Source organism: Pseudobutyrivibrio xylanivorans (genome assembly GCF_010906925.1).
Taxonomy (GTDB): Bacteria; Bacillota; Clostridia; order Lachnospirales; family Lachnospiraceae; genus Pseudobutyrivibrio.
The window spans coordinates 435,409-453,088 of the sequence record NZ_VTVE01000002.1 but is presented as its reverse complement, the minus strand read 5'-3'; the positions used below and the strand labels follow the sequence as shown (position 1 = coordinate 453,088).

Below are 17,680 nucleotides of genomic sequence, written 5' to 3'. Positions count from 1 at the left end.
GCCACAGGTCATTCTTTTTTTTACATATTTTAGACACAATAACAGTGAAAAATAATTATTCTCATAGATTTAAATGAGCGAATATGCAATTTTTTAGAGCAATTATATTTAACAAATAACAATAATTAATTAGTATTATGACCATATGAGGGGCGCATATTGGGAAAGGAATTGTGCATTGTGTACAAGAAAGCGCCAAATATCTAAGAGAGAAGGAGAATGGAGAGAGATGAAGAAAAAATTACTATCAGTAATGCTCGCAGGAGCAATGGTTTCTTCGCTAGTAGCATGTGGAGGTTCTGACGGAACTGGCGCAGAAGGGGGAGCAGCAGGTGCTGACGGTGCAGAGGAAAATGTACAGTCAGAAGATGAGAACACTTTAACAGTGTATGCTTGGGATGAAAACTTTAATATTCCAGCACTTAAGGCAGCAGAGAAGGATTTCCAGGAGGTTAATCCAGATTTCCATCTTGAGATTATTACACAGTCTCAATCATCAGATGTAGAGACAAAAATCACAAATGCAGCAGAAGCTGGAGACTATAGCACATTACCAGATATCGTGCTTTTCCAGGATCATTATATTCAGCAGTACGTAACAAACTATCCTGATGCATGGCAGTCAGCAGAGGATGCAACTTGTGATTGGTCAGGACTTGGAGCTGAGAAGCTTTCATACTCAACAATCAATGGAGTTCACTATGGATTCCCAGTAGATGCAGGAACAGCTATTTTTGCATATAGAACAGATCTCCTTGCTGAAGCAGGTTACACAATTGATGATGTAACAGGCATCACATGGGATGAGTTCGATGAAATCGGCAAAAAGGTATACGAAAAGACAGGTAAGTATTTACTTTGCATGGATGGGGATGGAAACGACTTATTCTACATGATGCTTCAGGCAGAGGGTGTTTCTCAGTTCAAAGATGGCGAGCCATACTTCAAGGATAATGAGACACTTGTAGAAGTATTCAATGTAGTTGTAAAGCTTGCTCAGGATAATGTTCTCTACCTTGCAAATGACTGGTCAGACTACACAGATCAGGCTATCCAGGGTGACTTAGTAGCAGGTGTTTACAATGGTAACTGGATTATTCCTACAATCGAGCAGGTAGCTGACAACTCAGGAAAGTGGGAGATTACAACAGCTCCAACACTTACAGGAAAGCCAGGCTATGCATCAAATGGTGGTTCATCACTTTATATCACAGCAAATTGCCAGAAGAAGGATCTTGCACTTCAGTTCCTTTCATACACATTTGGTGGAGAGTCAGCAGCAGACGGACAGTCAATCACATACGATGAAGCTCTTGTAAATGGTGGTGTAATCGGAACATGTGCAGCAGCTGCAGAGTCAGATGTATATTCACAGGGTGTTCCTTTCTTCAATGACCAGCCAATTTACGCAACAATCGTTGAGTATACACAGCATGTACCTACAGTAGAGCAGTCAGATTATCACTATGCAGCACGTACACAGCTTGGAACAGCTCTTCAGAATGTCCTTACAAATGGCGAGGATCCAGAAGCAGCTATTGCAAATGCAGAAGAGCAGCTTAGATTTGAAATGGAATTAGATTAATAGTTGTAAATGAATTTCTTTGGGAAGTGGCTAGCCCACTTCCCATTTTTAAAGAAGGGGGATGCCAAAGTGGAAAATAAAAGAAAAGGAATGACGCTTGCAAATAAACAATTGGCAGCCGGCTGGGCGTTCTTAACACCAGCAACAGTTCTCATTTTTATAATGAGTTTTTATCCAATTATTCAGGCTTTTATCACATCGTTAAAAAAAGGAAAAGGCGTAAATACAGTTTTCGCTGATCCACTTACATACAATTACACTCGAATGTTTCAGGATGGTATTTTCATTCAGTCAATGAAAAATACATTCTTTTATCTTATAATCGAGGTCCCTATTATGCTTGTGCTTGCAATATTATTAGCACAGCTTCTTAACAATAAGGACCTTAAATTCAAGGGATTATTCAGAACATGTATCTTTTTACCATGTGCAACTTCCCTAGTATCATACTCAATAATTTTCAAATCAATGTTTGCTACACAGGGCCTTGTAAATTCTGTGCTCATGAAACTTGGTTTGATCAGCGAGAATATAAATTTCTTAGGCACACCGGGAACAGCAAAGGCAGTTATCATAATAGCCCTAATCTGGAGATGGACAGGATATAACATGGTATTTTATCTGGCTGGTCTTCAGAATATAGAGTATTCCGTATACGAGGCAGCCAAAATCGATGGAGCCACAGGCTGGAAGACATTTTGGTACGTAACTGTGCCACTTCTAAAACCGACCATTGTTATGACAGCAATAATGTCAATAAATGGTACATTGCAGCTCTTTGATGAGTCAATGAACTTAACAAGTGGTGGTCCTGCAAATTCTACAATCACAATGTCACATTACATTTACAATCAAGCATTTGGACAGGGTGTAGGTGCACTGGGATACACATCGGCAATGGCATTTTTAGTATTTATCATGGTGGCAATACTTGCATTCATCAATTTGAAAGTAGGTGATACTCGTGACTAAGAATAATAAATCAATGGTACAACGTAGGCTTATTCCTACATACATATTTTTAATTATTTGCTCATTAATATCTGTATTTCCACTTTATTGGATGATTGCAGCGGCTACTAACACATCACTTAATGTGGCTAGAGGTTCTATTGCATTTGGAAATCAGCTATTAATCAACTTTGAGCACTTGAGAAACGCAGTACAGGGAACACTTTGGAGTAGTTTGGGAAATTCATTCCTCTATGCTACAGTACAGACTATTTTCACATTGTTTATCTGTTCCTTAGCTGGATACGGATTTGAGCTCTATCATGACAAACACAAGGATAGACTTTTTGGAATAATCCTTCTTGCTATGATGGTTCCAGCAGTGGCAACAATGGTTCCACTTTTTGTACTGATATCAAAGGTTAAGCTTTTGAATTCAGTTTGGGCATTTATTCTTCCAGGAATATCTACTCCATTTATGATTATGATGTTCAGGCAGAATTCCCGTAATTTCCCACCTGACATCATGGAGGCAGCTCGAATTGATGGACTTCCTGAGTGGAAGATTTTCTTCAAAATGTATATGCCAGTTCAGAAATCAATCTATGCAGCAGCTGGTGTTATATCATTTATGAACGCGTGGAATGCATATCTATGGCCAAAGGTAGTAATGACTGATAATAGAGCACAGACAATGCCAATGTTTATCGCAAATATCACTAGCGGATACACAGTAGATTACGGCATGACAATGCTTGGAGTATTGTTCTGTTCTCTTCCAACAATGATTATTTTCTTTATATTGCAAAAACAATTTGCAGAAGGTATTACAGGTTCGGTTAAATAAAAAGATAAAGAGGAAACCACATGTCTGAATTTAAATATTCAATCGTAAAAGACCCAACTATATACATGCAAAACAGATTGAATCCTCATTCTGATCATGAGTTTTATAGCAATGAAGGATATTCTTACGGGGAGCAGTCTGATTTCAAATATTCTCTTAATGGCATCTGGAAGTTTGAATACGCAAAAAACTATGATTGCTGTGACAAGACATTTTTTGAAATGGACCGTAATTGCAAGGGATGGGATGACATTAAAGTGCCAGCCCACATACAGCTAGAAGGTTATGACAAAATAATGTATGTGAATACCCAGTATCCATGGGACGGCCATGAGGAGATAGAGCCAGGAGAGATTCCTACAGAAGAAAACCCAGTTGCAAACTACGTGAAATATTTTGATGTCCCTGATTATATGAAGGATAGACCAGTTTATATTTCATTTCAGGGAGTAGAAAGTGGCTTTGCACTGTGGCTCAATGGAAAATATGTGGGTTATAGCGAGGACTCCTTTACACCGGCAGAATTTGATTTGTCCCCTTTTATAGTGGAAGGGGAAAACAAATTAGCTGTGCAAGTGTTTAAGTGGACTGCAGGCAGCTGGTGTGAGGATCAGGATTTCTTTAGATTCTCAGGTATATTTAGGGATGTGTATCTTTATACGGTGCCACTTACACATATAAGAGATATTCGAATCCAGACTTTACTTGATGATGAATATAAGGACGCAACACTAGTAATTGATATGGAGGTAATTGGGTCAGGAATGGCTCAAATTACTGTTTCTGATGATGAGGAGGAAATCCTTAGCAAGACCCAATTGTCAGAGGGAATGAATCATACTGAGATTCATGTACGTGGACCAAAGCTTTGGAGTGCAGAGCAGCCTAATCTATATGATTTGCAGATAAATGTCTTTGGTGAGACAGGACGTATTAATGAGGTAGTAAAAGAAAAGGTAGGAGTCAGACGATTTGAGATGAAGAACAATATGATGCACATTAATGGAAAGCGCATCGTGTTCAAGGGTGTAAATCGCCATGAATTTTCATCTACAACAGGCCGCGTTCTTTCAGAAGGTGATATTTTAAAGGATATCATCACTATGAAGCAAAACAACATAAATGCAGTGCGCACCAGTCATTATCCTAATCAGACAGCATTCTATAGGCTTTGCGATATATTTGGACTATACGTTATTGATGAGACCAATTTAGAGACCCATGGTACATGGCAGGTTCCTATCCAGATTCTTAAGGCAAGGGATGACAGCTATGCAGTTCCAGGAGATAGACCGGAGTACACTGAAAATGTAATTGATAGAGCCCGTAGTTTGTTTGAACGAGACAAGAACCACCCATGTGTGCTGATCTGGTCTCTTGGAAACGAAAGCTATGGTGGAACCAATCTGCGCAAAATGCAGGATAAGTTCCATGAGTGGGACAATGGTCGACTGGTTCATTACGAGGGAGTGTTCAATGACAGACGTGTAGATATTTCCGACATGGAATCTACAATGTATGCTCCTGTTAAGGATATTAAAAAATGGCTATCAACACATAGAGATAAGCCATACATCAATTGCGAGTATATGCATGCTATGGGAAATAGTTGTGGAGCAATGAGTAAGTACACAGAGCTTGCATATGAAGAACCATTATTCCAGGGTGGTTTTATTTGGGACTATATCGACCAGGCCATAACCACAAAGGACTGCAGAGGTGTGGAATTCGAAGGCTATGGTGGAGATTTTGATGACAGGCCAAATGATGGAAGTTTTTCAGGAGATGGTCTGTGTTATAGCAAGGACAGAAGTCCTAGCCCAAAGATGCAGGAAGTGAAATATAATTACCAGAATATAATGATTTCATTTGCTGGAAATAAAGCGCATATTGAAAACAGAAACCTATTTACTAATACAAATGAATATATAGGAATTCTTACAATAGAATGCCTAGGCGAGCTTGTAGCAGAAGACGAGATAAGGATAGATTGTCCACCTCTTGAAGCAGTTGATTATCCGGTGGAATTGGATTTACCTAATGACAATGAGTATGTGGTGACACTCTCTTTTGTGCTTCCTGAGGATACTTTGTGGGCAAAAGCTGGCCATGAAATAGCCTTTGGCCAGACCACAATAGGTGAATTTAGAGTGCCTATGAAAAAGGCTGGTGATTTAACAATAATAAAGGGATTTCATAATATTGGTGTTAAGGGCCAAGACTTTGAAGTGTTTTTTGACAACCAAAAGGGCTTAACATCATACAAGTACAACGGGAAAGAGCTATTAAAGCGCACTGTACTTCCAAATTTTTGGCGCCCTATGACGGAAAATGATTTGGCAAATCAGCTTCCATTTAGAGCAGGTCAATGGGAGCTTGCAAGCAAATACATATCTACTGCTGTAATGGATGAGAAGATACAGGAAAGGCCAGTGGTGGAGGAGATGGGTAGCAAAATAAAAGTAGCTTATACTTATCACCTTCCTACAAAACCAGCCCATGAGTGCAAGGTTGAATATTTGATAAACCCAGATGGCTTTGTAGATTGTAGATTGATTCTAGATAAATCAGATGATGTAGGTGAACTACCAGAGCTTTCTATGGCATTTACTTTGGATGCATCTCTCGAGAACCTTGAGTGGTATGGCAAGGGACCGATGGAGACATACTTAGACAAGGACCATGCTAAAATAGGTGTCTTTACAAACAAGGTAGCAGACAATATGGCCAAATATTTAGTTCCTCAAGAATGTGGCAATCACCAGAAAGTGAGATATGCAAAGATATCCGATGAAAAGGGTGATGGAATAGTATTTGTTGCAAATAATAATGGACTGTCAGCCCTTCCTTATTCTGTTAATGAAATTGAAGAGGCAAAGCACCATACGGAACTTCCTCCTATACATTTTACCCATGTGAGAATAGGCAAGCAAATGGGTGTCGCAGGTGATGATACATGGGGTGCAAAGACTCATCCAGAATTCATGCTTGATAACAGCAAGAAAATGGAGATTTCCTTTAGTTTTAAGGGTATCTAAGGTATAATAATTGTCGACTGGTTTTTTACTTTATGGGGTATTACCATGTAATCACCTATAAGGAACTACATCTGGTTAGACAGTTATTATATGGAGGGATGAATATGTTTGAATCAAACGATACTTTTGTAGAAGAGGCAGTTAAAGTAGTTGAGTCTGGAGCGATGAAGGCTAAGAAACTTTGCCTTTTAGCAGCTACACTTCTGTTTTGTGTGGCAATGATTTCTACTACGGGAATTATAAAGACTATATTAGCTATTTTGACTATAGTAGCAGGTTTGTCATATTGTTGGATTTTAGGCTATAAGAATATTGAGTATGAATATGATTATACAAACGGCAGTCTTGAGATAGCTAAAATCATCAACAATGAAAAGCGTAAAAAGGTAGTTAGTATTGAGCCAAGCGAGGTAAAGCTAGTTGCAGCAGTTGGAACTAACGAATCTCTTAAATATGACCATGTGAACCTTAAGACTTATGACTGTTCAAGCAATCAGGAAGATGACAAAGTTTACATCTTAGTGGCTCACAGCGAGGCAAAAGGATACGATTTCAAGGTAATATTCAATCCATCTGAGAAGTTGCTTAATGCTATGTCAAAATATAATAAGCATGAGATCTATGCTTAAAACCATCGGGGGATATGGTCGATAGACCAGATGGTATAGAAGGAGAAGAATAATGAATGAGAAAGAATTAAAAAGCATTTTTGTGGAAAAGTTCGGAGCAGGCGGCGATATACGCACTTACTTTGCTCCAGGCCGTGTGAACCTCATTGGAGAGCACACTGACTACAATGGAGGCCATGTATTTCCATGTGCACTTACCATTGGAACATACGCAGTAGCAAGAAAGCGTGATGACAGAGTAATAAAGCTCTATTCTGCAAACATTGAAAATGTTGGTGTAATCGAAAGCAGTCTTGATGACCTTACAAACAAGGACGAATATCACTGGGCAAACTATCCTCTAGGAGTTGTATGGGCTCTAATTGAGAAGGGTTGCGAAATTAAATCAGGCTTTGAAATGTGTGTTTGGGGCAATATTCCCAACGGTTCAGGCCTATCATCGTCAGCTTCATTAGAAGTGCTTACTGGTACTGTTTTAAATGATTTCTTTGGACTAGATAAGTCTAAGGTGGACTTAGCTCTCGTAGGACAGTACTCAGAGAACAATTTTAACGGATGCAATTGTGGTATAATGGACCAATTTGCGGTAGCAATGGGACAAAAAGACCACGCCATTTTCCTTGACTGTGCAGATTTATCCTATAAATTTGCCAGCGTAAAACTTCCAAATGCGAAGATTGTAATCACCAATTCCAAGGTAAAGCATTCACTTGTAGACTCAGCCTATAACGATAGAAGAAATGAAAGCGCTCAGGCACTTGCAGATCTTCAAACAGTTTGTGGCATCAATACACTGGGAGAATTAACTGACCAGGAGTTTGAGAAATACGGCTCAGCCATCAAGGACGAAGTTTGCTACAGAAGAGCTAAGCATGCAGTAGCTGAGAATCAGCGCACTATTAAGGCAGTAGAGGCTCTTAATAATAACGACATCGCCACATTTGGCAAGCTTATGAATGCAAGCCATGTGTCGCTTCGAGATGACTATGAAGTTTCTTGCGAGGAGGTAGATTTCCTTGTGGAGACAGAGTGGTCAGTTCCAGGCGTTATAGGAGCCCGCATTACTGGAGGCGGATTTGGAGGCTGTACAGTAGCCATCGTTGAAAATGACGCAGTTGATAATTTCAAGAATGTAGTAGGTAAGGCCTACAAGGAGAAATACAACCTTGATGCAGAATTCTACGTTGTCGATATAGGCGATGGAGCAAAAAGAATATCTTAGGAGGAATGGTAATGGCCTTTGCATTAGGATATATAGCATTCTATGGTCTATTAATATTTGGAATAGTAAAGCTTGTTAAATATCTGAAGAAGAAATAACATATTTGTCTAATAGCAATAGACTAGTAGGATTCGACAATATATTTTGCGTAGATAGCATAGAGGATTGCTGTACAACTAGTTTTTGATTATCAAAGGAAATTCGATATTCTCTTGATAAACAGTTGTACATTTTCCTAAATGCTTTGTTTAAATATTTTGGATCAGAGAATCCGCAAGAAATACTTATATCAATTAAAGTAAGGTCCGTGGTCAGTAAAAGGCTGCGGGCCTTTTAGAGGCGAACCACGCAACACTTGCTATGTATGAAGTACTCAAATCAGGCGGCCTAACTGGTGGATTTAATTTCGACTCTAAGAATCGTCGCCCAAGCTATACATATGAGGATATGTTCCATGCATTTATTCTTGGTATGGATACATTTGCTCTGGGACTTATAAAAGCAGCTGAGCTTATTGAAGACGGAAGAATTGATAACTTTGTAAAAGAGAAGTATTCAAGCTTCCAGGAGGGAATTGGCAAGAAGATTCGTGATAAGAGCACTACACTTCAAGAATGCTCAGATTACGCACTTAAGATGAAAAAACCAGAGTTACCAGGTTCAGGACGCCAAGAATACTTAGAGGCTGTTCTTAATAATGTATTGTTCAAATAAGTAAAAGGAAAATATACAACAAAAAACCATCCTAACCAAACTGGTGAGGGTGGTTTTTTGTTGTACGAGAAATATAGTAGATATATAATAATTACAACGAATATAAAAATAGGATAATAAAAAAGGGGCAGAAATGAAAAAAAGAAGAGAGCTAAAAACAAGAGAAGAAGCATTAATGAACTTCTTATGGAAAAAAGCAGAACCTATGACTCCAAATGAAATGGCGAGTGAACTGAGTGAGGAAGGATGGAGTAATGTAACTGTATATAAAATTGTACAAGCATTATCGGAAGAAGGATATTTGGAAATTGATAGCTTTGAAAAAGCGGCAAAAACATATGCAAGAAGGCTAGTTCCGAGTATAACAAAAGAAGAGTATTATGCTGGATTATTAATTAATAAGGGGTTTGGCAGTGATGCAATTGCAGAATTAACAGCATCATTTATTGGAGCAAATAAACTAAAGGAAAAGGATAAGAATCAGAAAGTAATATCTAAATTGGAAGAAGTGATAAATCAGCTAAAAGGCGAAAAATGATTACATTATATAGTGTTTCAGTAAATTCAATAATGCAAGCATCTGTTGCATCAACAATCATGATGTGTTTACTATACGTATTTAGAAAAAAAGATAGATTTTTTGATATAATAAATCCTAAAATTTTTCTATTGTTATATTCACTATGTTTATTACGAGTGCTATTTCCTATAGAAATTGAAGGACTTACAAGACCGGTTTCAGGGGGGATTATATGGAATCAAGCAAATAGTTTTTTAAAAAAACATATTATATTTTTTGGTGGATTAAACTATACATTTATAGATATACTAATATGTATTTGGATAATAATAGCAATCATAAAAATAGAAGTATACATAAAAAAATATAATGTAATTCATACTATTTTTTGGAATAATGATGAATATCTTGATGCAAAAAAATATATTGATACTAACTCAAAAAGAATTCATACAAAAATAGTAAAGGTAAATTATATTGATAGTCCGTGCTGTATGGGTGTGTTCAAGAGAATTATTGCTATTCCAAATGTGGCTTACTCGGAGCGAGAATTAGAAATAATTTTAAAGCATGAGTTTGAACACTTAAAAAACAATGATCCACTTATAAAATGTGCAATAAATATTATTTGTAAAATATATTGGTGGAATCCAGTAATCATATTTTTACAAAAAAATATAAATCAAAGCTTAGAAATATGCTGCGATATGAGGGTGATAAAAAATGATATTCATGACAATAGAGTAGAATATTTGGAAACAATATTGCAGGAATATAACAGGAAAAATGAACAGAAACAAGAAATGATGTTGGCACTAGCAGATGGAGAGGCTAATGAATTATATGAGAGATTTAAAGCTATTTCTTCTTTTAAAAGAAAGAAGTCGGTAGGAAATAATATAATTATAGCTATGACTTTTTGTTTGTTCCTGGCCATTTCGTATGGCTTTGTAGTTCAAGCAAAATATAATCCAAGAGAAGAGGATTTTGGATATTATGATGGAGATGTGTTATCGATAAATAGATATAATTCCTATATATTAAAGGATAAGGAGGGTAACTATTCTCTATTCTATAAAGAGTCATTATTTTGTAATGGAAAAAAGCTATTTGATATAAATAAAGATGAATTGACGTACTACACATATAATGGGACACAAATAAAAGAAAAACATAATGTTTAAAAGTAAGAGAGAAATCTCTTACTTTTTTTGTTGACACATTTAACGGTTATACTATAATGATAATCAATAAGAGATAATAGAAAGGGGGATTATTATGAGACGACTAAAACAAGTTGTTATATCTTGCATGTTTGTATTAACCATAACGGCTTCATATCCAATAGTAGGTGAGGTTGAAGAAGTAAATACAGGAGAATGCCATATCACAGTTACAGATATAGTAATAAAGGTCAAATATGTAAACGGGGTCAAATATGTAAGAAGGTGGGATCAAGCCAATAATGTTTGGATTGATGATGAGTGGAAAAGGGTTGGTTAAGAAATGAATATAAGAAAAGAAAATAGTTTAAAACTCATGGTTTATTTACTATTAATAGTTGTTTTAGAGATATTATCATACAGTGAAGCAAAGGTAATTCAAAAACAATATGGAATGCCAATATTTGCACCCGTAATAAATATTATTTTGGTTCCTTATTTAACATTTATTATGGGGAGAGAAATTGGAGGTATATCAGGAATTCGAAATGAAATACTAAAAAGTAAGAATGTATTTGGATTATTATTAAAGTGTTTTCAAATATTATTTTTGATAGTAGCTATATACATAGTATTAATTTCTTCTGGACGAATAATAAATTCTATTACAGGAAGAATGATTATACCTTCAGAGTATTTAAATAATTGCGGCGAACTGTATGTACGTCTCTATGATTATACAAAATCGGAATTAAACACGATTTTGATTCTTATATTTATTTTAGCAGGATATATGGTCTCAATTAAGGGGTTCAACAACTTTGACTGATAGAGAAGTATATTGGGGTGGAACATTGGAAATAACGGCTAAAGGTCAAACTTATCACCCTAACAAAAATGATGTTTCATATGATATAAATTGGGGTTCAGAAAAATATGGACATGGTTCAATTATAGGCTGTAATTCGTCGGCAACTTATAAAGCAACAAATGGATCGTTATCGGGAAAGATTACCGCGAATGTGAGTCATGATTTTGTATAGATATGAAATATAAAAGGAAAGCAAATGATAATTTATAAGGCAATATTAATCATAGTAGGAATTATAGTACTTTTAAGTGTTGTTATATATGCTGCAATACAGTTGATATCTGATATAGATTACAAGCGTCAGATTTCTGGAAAGAGACCAATGAGAGAATACAAGGGAAAAGAACCTTTGAATGAAGCCTATAATGAAGGTCTAGAAATTGAAAAAGCATCCAAGGAAATCTTAACTAAAAATGAAATATCTCACACTTTATAGTGTCGATAATGGGGGAGGATTTCTATGAATCAAGCAATAGTAGCATTAATAGTCATATTTGCTGCACTGATATTAATACCTGTTATTATAAGGATTTATCAAGATGCTGATTATAAGAAGCAACTGGAGGGGAAGATTCCTGAAAGGAAGTTTCATGGGAAAAATCCGCCAAGAGATGTTTCTGATGCAGTTAATTCCGGTGATGGGGATCAGCAAGCGTTCAAGGAGTCTTGCGATGCAGAATTGAGAATGCGAGGAATGCAAAACATAATAGGACCTAAATAAACAAAAAAGAGCTGCCTTTTATGAGGTGGCTCTTATAAGCAAAATCTAACACAGAAACAGTTAGCAGAAAAAATAAACGTAACAGATAAAGCTGTATCAAAATGGGAACGTGGAGAATGCTTTCCTGATATAAATCTTTTTGAGGCTTTATCAAATGTTTTAAATGTACCTATTGATGAATTAATGCTTCAGGGTGAAAGTGAAGAAGAAAAGAAAGCAAGACATAAATCTAAAATGATAAAAACCATAGCATTGGGTTTATGGATACTCTTAGGCTTTATGGTGGTGATAATAGATATGCTGTTATCAGTCGATATTAGGTATTTCATTGGAGTATATATAGGCAGAAGGTACAAATTGCTGCTACTGGTAGCTTACTTAGTAGTTCTATTTGTAATAGCAAGGTATCCAATTAAAAAAAGTAATAAAAAAGAGTCGTAACATGAAAAATCCATCCTCCAGAAATGGTTAGGATGGATTTTTTGATTCTATTTTTGAGTTCTTATGTAGTTATATAGCATTAGAGATATCTTGACTGTTATAGCGTCAGAGAACTTGCGGACGTCATAGCCGGTTAAATCAGCGAATTTATCTAGGCGATAGATGAGTGTGTTACGGTGAATGAACATCTTACGGCTGGTCTCGGCGAGAGAGAGATCATTTGCGAAAAATGAGTCTAAAAGGTTCAAAGTCTCCTCGTCAATTTGAGATAAGAGGTCGATATTGATGTGCTTGTTTAAATAAGCTTCAACTTCTTCCTCTGGAATATTATAAAGTAGACGGCCAAGTCCCAGGTCGTCATAACAGTATATGCGACCATTAGAGTTAAATGTGTTGCCGATGTTCATTGCAAGGATGCTATCCTTGTATGAAGCAGGTAATTCTTTGAAGGTATTTACTGACTTGCTATAGCTAAGCTTGAAGGATGTAAAGGCCTCAGCCTCAAGCATATCTAAATATGAGTTAGCAATTTGTACTATCTCTTCCTTAGAAGGAATAGATTCGTAATTTATTATGATTACGATGTGTTTGTTATCTACCTCAAGGACCACATCTTTGGAATCAGGAAGAAGACTCTTTAGCAGAGATACAGCTTCCTTAGTGTAGTCTGCTTGGCTTTCAAGATAGAAAACCTGGCGTATACCATTTTCTTCAATGTGAAATCTGTGGAGAGAAGAAACAGCGTCAGAGTAGGCAAGCTCCCCTCTAAGATAGAGACGGTATAGTCCGCTCTTAGAATCTACAGCATTAAAATGAATAATCATTTCTTTTAGCTTATTTAAGGTTTCCTCGTCAGATAAACCCGTATCAGAAATCTCAAAATTAATGCCAGTAGCTCTATTTAATTGCTCTAATAGTTTATCTTTTTTTTCTTCGAAGTTCATAAAACAATATTCCCCATAAATAGAAATCTTCTTAAGTAAGTAAACATAATTATAATACAAGGAAAAATCATTTTCATCTGAAAAGGGATAAATGTTGGTCAAATAAAAATGGCCATAAAAAAACTGGATGCGATTTACGCATCCAGCCTTAATATTCTTATTAGTTTGTAATTGTAAGCTCTGTTTCCTTATCGAAGAAGTGAGCCTTTTCCATATCAAGAGCGAACTGAACTGTGTCACCACCTCTTGCAGTTGTACGAGGATCAACTCTAGCTGTAACCTGAGTTCCAGCATAATCAAAGTATAAGTAAACCTCAGCACCGAGAAGCTCGTATACAGAAATCTTTGCTTCGATAACTGAAGAAGACTGTGTAGCAACGAAGATCTGAGAATCGTGAATATCCTCTGGACGGATACCAAGGATAACTTCCTTACCACCGTAGTTCTTCTCGTTAAGAGCCTTAGCCTTAGCTGTAGGAACCTGAAGTGTAGCACCGTTAACCTGGATAGAAGTACAATCATCATTGAGCTTACCATCAAGGAAGTTCATCTGTGGAGAACCGATGAATCCAGCAACGAAGAGGTTGCATGGCTTCTGATAAAGGTTAGCTGGTGTATCGATCTGCTGAACAACACCGTCCTTCATAACTACGATTCTTGTACCAAGTGTCATAGCCTCTGTCTGATCGTGTGTAACGTAAATCATTGTAGCTCCAAGTGAATCATGAAGCTTAGAAATCTCAGTTCTCATCTGAACACGAAGCTTAGCATCGAGGTTTGAAAGAGGCTCATCCATAAGGAATACCTTAGGATTACGAACGATTGCACGACCCATAGCAACACGCTGTCTCTGACCACCTGAAAGAGCCTTTGGCTTTCTATCAAGAAGCTTCTCAAGGTCAAGAATCTTAGCTGCCTCGCGAACCTTTCTATCGATTTCATCCTTTGGTACCTTACGTAACTTAAGACCAAATGCCATGTTATCATAAACTGTCATGTGTGGATAAAGAGCATAGTTCTGGAAAACCATTGCGATATCTCTATCCTTTGGCTCTACGTCGTTCATAAGCTTGCCATCGATGAGAAGCTCACCAGATGTAATCTCCTCAAGACCTGCAATCATACGAAGTGTTGTAGACTTACCACAACCAGAAGGACCTACGAAGATGATGAACTCCTGATCCTGAATCTCGAGATTGAAATCCTTTACAGCATGGAAGCCGTTAGGGTATTTCTTATTAATGTTTTTTAATGAAATGTCTGCCATAATAAAATATCCTCTCTTTTAAATATTGGGTTACCCCTTAACTATCTACGATTATAAAAAATGAAGAAAATGTGAACAATGTTAGAATAACCAAAAATAGAAGGAGCCTTTCGGTATTTTACCAACCCATTGTAAAATGTGCACAAACCAGCATGTATGGAATTAAGCACATATTCTATACTTGGATATAAAAATATATAATTTAGAAATGAATATGATATAATGACAAAAGTGTTAGATTGGAATAACCATCGGGAGAATTATTTATGGAAGCATTAAAATATAGGAATCGTTTAAGGCGATATCTCAGATTTCCTCTATACATGCTTATTATATTTTTAATAGGTTGTATCGTACTTAGTTTCGTAGATACTAAAATAGCAGAGATTATGACTGCATTTGTAGTTATCTATGGCATTCTTTGCTTTATTTATTACAGAGCAAATATCAAATCATTTAAAAACACAATAGTAGAATATGCTATTCACTATGGCACAGTTCAAAAGGAGCTCATTAAGAACTTTAGGCTTCCTTATGTTCTTTTGGATTCCACCGGAAGAGTCATGTGGATGAATGAGGAATTTTGTCAGTTGGTTGACAAGAGCAAGACATACAACAAGTCGATTACCAGCATTTTCTCAGAGATTACTCGTGAGGGAATTGAGCATGCCAAGGAAGACAACTTTGACATTCATGTTGAGTACAATGAGAGAAAGTACCTTGCATGTCTTCAGAGACTTGATGTCAGCGAGCCACTTTCAGGAGCTATGGCTACAGAGATGGATGAGAGTGCTGATGGACTTGTAGCAATCATCCTATTTGACGAGACAGATATCCAGGCTACTAAGGCCAAGATTAACGACCAGGCAATGGTCATGGCTCTATTATATGTAGATAATTATGACGAAGTATTTGATCAGGTTGAAAATGCTAAGCGTTCGATGCTTCTTGCATTATTAGATAGAAAGATTAACAAGTATTTTGGCGAGGCAGAAGCAGTAGTCAGACGTCTTGAGAAGGACAAATACCTTATTATTTTCCAGCACAAGTATTTAGAGATGTTTGAAAATGATAAGTTCTCTATTGTAGAGGATATTACTACTATTAAAATGGGTAACGATAAAGACATCACAGTCAGCCTTGGAATCGGTCTTGGCAGTGATGATTACACTCAAAAGGCTCAGTACGCACACATGGCTATCGACCTTGCTCTTGCAAGAGGTGGTTGCCAGGTAGTAGTTAAAAATGGTCAGAATGTTTCATACTATGGTACTCATGGTAAGGAAGTAGAGCGTACCACACGAGTTAAGGCTAGAGTTAAGGCTCAGGCCCTTCGTGAGCTCATGGAGTCTAGAGATAGAATTATTGTTATGGGTCACAATCTTTCAGATGCTGACTGTCTTGGCGCATCTGTAGGTGTGTTCTGTGCAGGTCGTGAGATTGGCAAGCCGGTTAATATTGTTATAGATACCATTACAGGTGCCATGAGACCTGTAGTTGAAAGCTTTACTAGCAGGGATGAGTATCCGGATGATATGTTCATCACATCGGAGCAGGCTCTTAATATTTGCAACGACAATACACTCATAATGGTAGTTGATACCAATAGACCTAGCTACGTTGAGTGTCCAGGCCTACTATATAAGAATAAAAATATCGTTGTTATCGACCATCATAGACAGGTGGAAGAGATTATTGAGAATCCAATTCTTTCATATATTGAGCCATACGCATCATCAGCCAGTGAGATGATTGCGGAAGTGCTTCAGTATTTTGCAGACAAGATTAATATCAACCCAACAGAGGCTGATTGTATTTATGCTGGTATCTTAATCGATACCAACAACTTCATGACTAAGACTGGTGTACGTACTTTTGAGGCGGCAGCATTCTTAAGACGTAATGGCGCAGAGGTTACTAGAGTTAGAAAGATGCTCCGTGAGAACATGGAGACATACAAAGCAAGAGCTGAGATTGTCAGAAACGCTACCACTTATCACGATGCATTTGCTATCGCAGAGTGTGAGCCAGATGGCAACTTAGAATCGCCTACAGTAGTTGGTGCTCAGGCTGCTAACGAGCTACTTAATATAGTAGGAATCAAGGCATCCTTTGTACTTACAAAATTCATGGACAAGATATTTATCAGCTCCCGTTCAATCGATGAGATTGATGTGCAGAGTATCATGACACGCCTTGGTGGTGGTGGCCATGTGAATATTGCAGGAGCTCAGATTCAGAATAGGACAATCGAAGAGGTTAGAGCAGACCTTGAGGAGACAATTGATAAGATGCTTGAAGAAGGAGAAATAAAGCTATGAAAGTAATTTTACTTGCAGATGTTAAATCCCTTGGCAAAAAGGGAGAGGTAGTTGAGGTAAGTGAAGGCTACGCAAGAAACATGCTTTTCAAGAAAAAGCTTGGTGTAGAAGCTACCAATGCAGCACTTAATGATTTAAAGCTTCAGAATAAGCATGATGAAAAAGTTGCTCAGGAGAATTATGAAGCAGCAGTTGCTTTTGCTAAGGAAATCGAAGAGTGGAAAGTAGAGACTAAAATCAAAACTGGAGAGGGCGGAAGAACATTTGGCTCTGTATCTTCAAAGGAAATAGCTGAGGCAGCTAAGAAGCAATACAATAAAGAAATCGATAAAAAGAAAATCGTGATGGATGACCCAATCAGATCACTTGGAACATACGAGGTAAAGGTTAAGCTTCATCCAAAGGTTACAGCTACACTTAGAGTACACGTGGGAGAACAATAAGGA

General features: G+C 37.1%; 19 protein-coding genes and 2 pseudogenes. 18 read left to right on the top strand and 3 right to left on the bottom strand.

Annotation, left to right across the window (positions count from 1 at the left end; translation table 11 throughout):
• Window positions 1-229: 229 nt before the first annotated feature.
• The 6 genes from F0Q01_RS08875 to F0Q01_RS08850 all read left to right on the top strand — a co-directional run bounded on the left by F0Q01_RS08875 (window position 230) and on the right by F0Q01_RS08850 (window position 8,272).
• Window positions 230-1,585 (top strand): ABC transporter substrate-binding protein, encoded by a 1,356-nt coding sequence (locus F0Q01_RS08875; RefSeq protein WP_090153137.1) that lies wholly within the window; start codon window positions 230-232, stop codon window positions 1,583-1,585.
• Between the two features lie 90 nt (window positions 1,586-1,675).
• Entirely contained in the window at window positions 1,676-2,557 is an 882-nt protein-coding gene (locus F0Q01_RS08870; protein WP_176753723.1) for a carbohydrate ABC transporter permease, read from the top strand.
• Window positions 2,558-2,570: 13 nt separating this feature from the next.
• Window positions 2,571-3,383 (top strand): carbohydrate ABC transporter permease, encoded by an 813-nt coding sequence (locus F0Q01_RS08865; RefSeq protein ID WP_090153371.1) that lies wholly within the window; start codon window positions 2,571-2,573, stop codon window positions 3,381-3,383.
• Between the two features lie 20 nt (window positions 3,384-3,403).
• Window positions 3,404-6,421 (top strand): glycoside hydrolase family 2 TIM barrel-domain containing protein, encoded by a 3,018-nt coding sequence (locus tag F0Q01_RS08860; RefSeq protein ID WP_090488246.1) that lies wholly within the window; start codon window positions 3,404-3,406, stop codon window positions 6,419-6,421.
• Between the two features lie 104 nt (window positions 6,422-6,525).
• A complete protein-coding gene (locus F0Q01_RS08855) occupies window positions 6,526-7,050 on the top strand; it encodes a DUF6106 family protein (RefSeq protein ID WP_090488244.1) in 525 nt (174 codons plus the stop codon).
• A gap of 52 nt (window positions 7,051-7,102) precedes the next feature.
• Window positions 7,103-8,272, top strand: coding sequence for a galactokinase (locus F0Q01_RS08850; protein ID WP_090488242.1), 1,170 nt, complete (start codon window positions 7,103-7,105; stop codon window positions 8,270-8,272).
• A gap of 75 nt (window positions 8,273-8,347) precedes the next feature.
• Here the strand turns inward: F0Q01_RS08850 and F0Q01_RS14025 are convergent.
• A pseudogene (locus F0Q01_RS14025) lies at window positions 8,348-8,593 on the bottom strand (helix-turn-helix domain-containing protein); the annotation flags it as partial.
• Window positions 8,594-8,632: 39 nt separating this feature from the next.
• Here F0Q01_RS14025 and F0Q01_RS08840 point away from each other — a divergent pair.
• The 10 genes and pseudogenes from F0Q01_RS08840 to F0Q01_RS13880 all read left to right on the top strand — a co-directional run bounded on the left by F0Q01_RS08840 (window position 8,633) and on the right by F0Q01_RS13880 (window position 12,702).
• Window positions 8,633-8,986: a hypothetical protein gene (locus tag F0Q01_RS08840; protein ID WP_242941853.1), complete on the top strand. Its 354-nt coding sequence runs from the start codon at window positions 8,633-8,635 to the stop codon at window positions 8,984-8,986.
• A gap of 133 nt (window positions 8,987-9,119) precedes the next feature.
• Entirely contained in the window at window positions 9,120-9,524 is a 405-nt protein-coding gene (locus F0Q01_RS08835; RefSeq protein WP_090488239.1) for a BlaI/MecI/CopY family transcriptional regulator, read from the top strand.
• On the top strand, window positions 9,521-10,690 hold the full coding sequence (locus F0Q01_RS08830) for a M56 family metallopeptidase (protein WP_090488237.1): 1,170 nt from the start codon (window positions 9,521-9,523) through the stop codon (window positions 10,688-10,690). Before F0Q01_RS08835 ends, F0Q01_RS08830 begins: the two co-directional genes overlap by 4 nt.
• 94 nt (window positions 10,691-10,784) lie before the next feature.
• Entirely contained in the window at window positions 10,785-11,009 is a 225-nt protein-coding gene (locus F0Q01_RS08825) for a hypothetical protein (RefSeq protein WP_090488235.1), read from the top strand.
• A 3-nt stretch (window positions 11,010-11,012) separates the two neighbouring features.
• Window positions 11,013-11,498 carry a hypothetical protein gene (locus F0Q01_RS08820; RefSeq protein WP_090488233.1) on the top strand — a complete coding sequence of 162 codons (486 nt, stop codon included), beginning with the start codon at window positions 11,013-11,015 and terminating at the stop codon, window positions 11,496-11,498.
• Window positions 11,491-11,712, top strand: coding sequence for a hypothetical protein (locus F0Q01_RS08815; protein WP_090488231.1), 222 nt, complete (start codon window positions 11,491-11,493; stop codon window positions 11,710-11,712). Before F0Q01_RS08820 ends, F0Q01_RS08815 begins: the two co-directional genes overlap by 8 nt.
• Before the next feature lie 24 nt (window positions 11,713-11,736).
• Window positions 11,737-11,976: a hypothetical protein gene (locus F0Q01_RS08810; RefSeq protein WP_090488229.1), complete on the top strand. Its 240-nt coding sequence runs from the start codon at window positions 11,737-11,739 to the stop codon at window positions 11,974-11,976.
• Between the two features lie 24 nt (window positions 11,977-12,000).
• The gene (locus tag F0Q01_RS08805) at window positions 12,001-12,261 is read left to right on the top strand and encodes a hypothetical protein (RefSeq protein ID WP_090488227.1); all 261 of its coding nucleotides are present in this window, start codon (window positions 12,001-12,003) and stop codon (window positions 12,259-12,261) included.
• Window positions 12,262-12,333: 72 nt separating this feature from the next.
• Window positions 12,334-12,384 (top strand): annotated as a pseudogene (locus tag F0Q01_RS14020) (hypothetical protein); the annotation flags it as partial.
• Window positions 12,385-12,444: 60 nt separating this feature from the next.
• Complete coding sequence (locus F0Q01_RS13880) at window positions 12,445-12,702, top strand: hypothetical protein (protein WP_242941852.1); 258 nt, start codon at window positions 12,445-12,447, stop codon at window positions 12,700-12,702.
• 47 nt (window positions 12,703-12,749) lie between these two features.
• Here F0Q01_RS13880 and F0Q01_RS08795 read toward each other — a convergent pair whose 3' ends face one another.
• Together F0Q01_RS08795 and F0Q01_RS08790 are read right to left on the bottom strand one after the other, a co-directional pair.
• Window positions 12,750-13,646, bottom strand: coding sequence for a PucR family transcriptional regulator (locus tag F0Q01_RS08795; protein ID WP_090488225.1), 897 nt, complete (start codon window positions 13,644-13,646; stop codon window positions 12,750-12,752).
• Window positions 13,647-13,806: 160 nt separating this feature from the next.
• On the bottom strand, window positions 13,807-14,913 hold the full coding sequence (locus F0Q01_RS08790) for an ABC transporter ATP-binding protein (RefSeq protein WP_090153115.1): 1,107 nt from the start codon (window positions 14,911-14,913) through the stop codon (window positions 13,807-13,809).
• Window positions 14,914-15,179: 266 nt separating this feature from the next.
• Between F0Q01_RS08790 and F0Q01_RS08785 the strand changes: the two genes are divergently transcribed.
• Both F0Q01_RS08785 and rplI read left to right on the top strand, forming a co-directional pair.
• A complete protein-coding gene (locus F0Q01_RS08785) occupies window positions 15,180-17,234 on the top strand; it encodes a DHH family phosphoesterase (RefSeq protein ID WP_090153111.1) in 2,055 nt (684 codons plus the stop codon).
• Window positions 17,231-17,677, top strand: a complete 447-nt coding sequence (gene rplI / locus F0Q01_RS08780) for a 50S ribosomal protein L9 (RefSeq protein ID WP_090153109.1) — start codon at window positions 17,231-17,233, stop codon at window positions 17,675-17,677. Before F0Q01_RS08785 ends, rplI begins: the two co-directional genes overlap by 4 nt.
• Window positions 17,678-17,680: the final 3 nt, after the last annotated feature.

What these genes read in the sequence shown, in the direction of transcription:
- F0Q01_RS08875 (WP_090153137.1), top strand. Translation starts at nt 230, where the DNA reads ATGAAGAAAAAATTACTATCAGTAATGCTCGCAGGAGCAATGGTTTCT.
- F0Q01_RS08870 (WP_176753723.1), top strand. Translation starts at nt 1,676, where the DNA reads ATGACGCTTGCAAATAAACAATTGGCAGCCGGCTGGGCGTTCTTAACA.
- F0Q01_RS08865 (WP_090153371.1), top strand. Translation starts at nt 2,571, where the DNA reads ATGGTACAACGTAGGCTTATTCCTACATACATATTTTTAATTATTTGC.
- F0Q01_RS08860 (WP_090488246.1), top strand. Translation starts at nt 3,404, where the DNA reads ATGTCTGAATTTAAATATTCAATCGTAAAAGACCCAACTATATACATG.
- F0Q01_RS08855 (WP_090488244.1), top strand. Translation starts at nt 6,526, where the DNA reads ATGTTTGAATCAAACGATACTTTTGTAGAAGAGGCAGTTAAAGTAGTT.
- F0Q01_RS08850 (WP_090488242.1), top strand. Translation starts at nt 7,103, where the DNA reads ATGAATGAGAAAGAATTAAAAAGCATTTTTGTGGAAAAGTTCGGAGCA.
- F0Q01_RS08840 (WP_242941853.1), top strand. Translation starts at nt 8,633, where the DNA reads ATGTATGAAGTACTCAAATCAGGCGGCCTAACTGGTGGATTTAATTTC.
- F0Q01_RS08835 (WP_090488239.1), top strand. Translation starts at nt 9,120, where the DNA reads ATGAAAAAAAGAAGAGAGCTAAAAACAAGAGAAGAAGCATTAATGAAC.
- F0Q01_RS08830 (WP_090488237.1), top strand. Translation starts at nt 9,521, where the DNA reads ATGATTACATTATATAGTGTTTCAGTAAATTCAATAATGCAAGCATCT.
- F0Q01_RS08825 (WP_090488235.1), top strand. Translation starts at nt 10,785, where the DNA reads ATGAGACGACTAAAACAAGTTGTTATATCTTGCATGTTTGTATTAACC.
- F0Q01_RS08820 (WP_090488233.1), top strand. Translation starts at nt 11,013, where the DNA reads ATGAATATAAGAAAAGAAAATAGTTTAAAACTCATGGTTTATTTACTA.
- F0Q01_RS08810 (WP_090488229.1), top strand. Translation starts at nt 11,737, where the DNA reads ATGATAATTTATAAGGCAATATTAATCATAGTAGGAATTATAGTACTT.
- F0Q01_RS08805 (WP_090488227.1), top strand. Translation starts at nt 12,001, where the DNA reads ATGAATCAAGCAATAGTAGCATTAATAGTCATATTTGCTGCACTGATA.
- F0Q01_RS13880 (WP_242941852.1), top strand. Translation starts at nt 12,445, where the DNA reads ATGCTTCAGGGTGAAAGTGAAGAAGAAAAGAAAGCAAGACATAAATCT.
- F0Q01_RS08795 (WP_090488225.1), bottom strand. Translation starts at nt 13,646, where the DNA reads ATGAACTTCGAAGAAAAAAAAGATAAACTATTAGAGCAATTAAATAGA.
- F0Q01_RS08790 (WP_090153115.1), bottom strand. Translation starts at nt 14,913, where the DNA reads ATGGCAGACATTTCATTAAAAAACATTAATAAGAAATACCCTAACGGC.
- F0Q01_RS08785 (WP_090153111.1), top strand. Translation starts at nt 15,180, where the DNA reads ATGGAAGCATTAAAATATAGGAATCGTTTAAGGCGATATCTCAGATTT.
- rplI (WP_090153109.1), top strand. Translation starts at nt 17,231, where the DNA reads ATGAAAGTAATTTTACTTGCAGATGTTAAATCCCTTGGCAAAAAGGGA.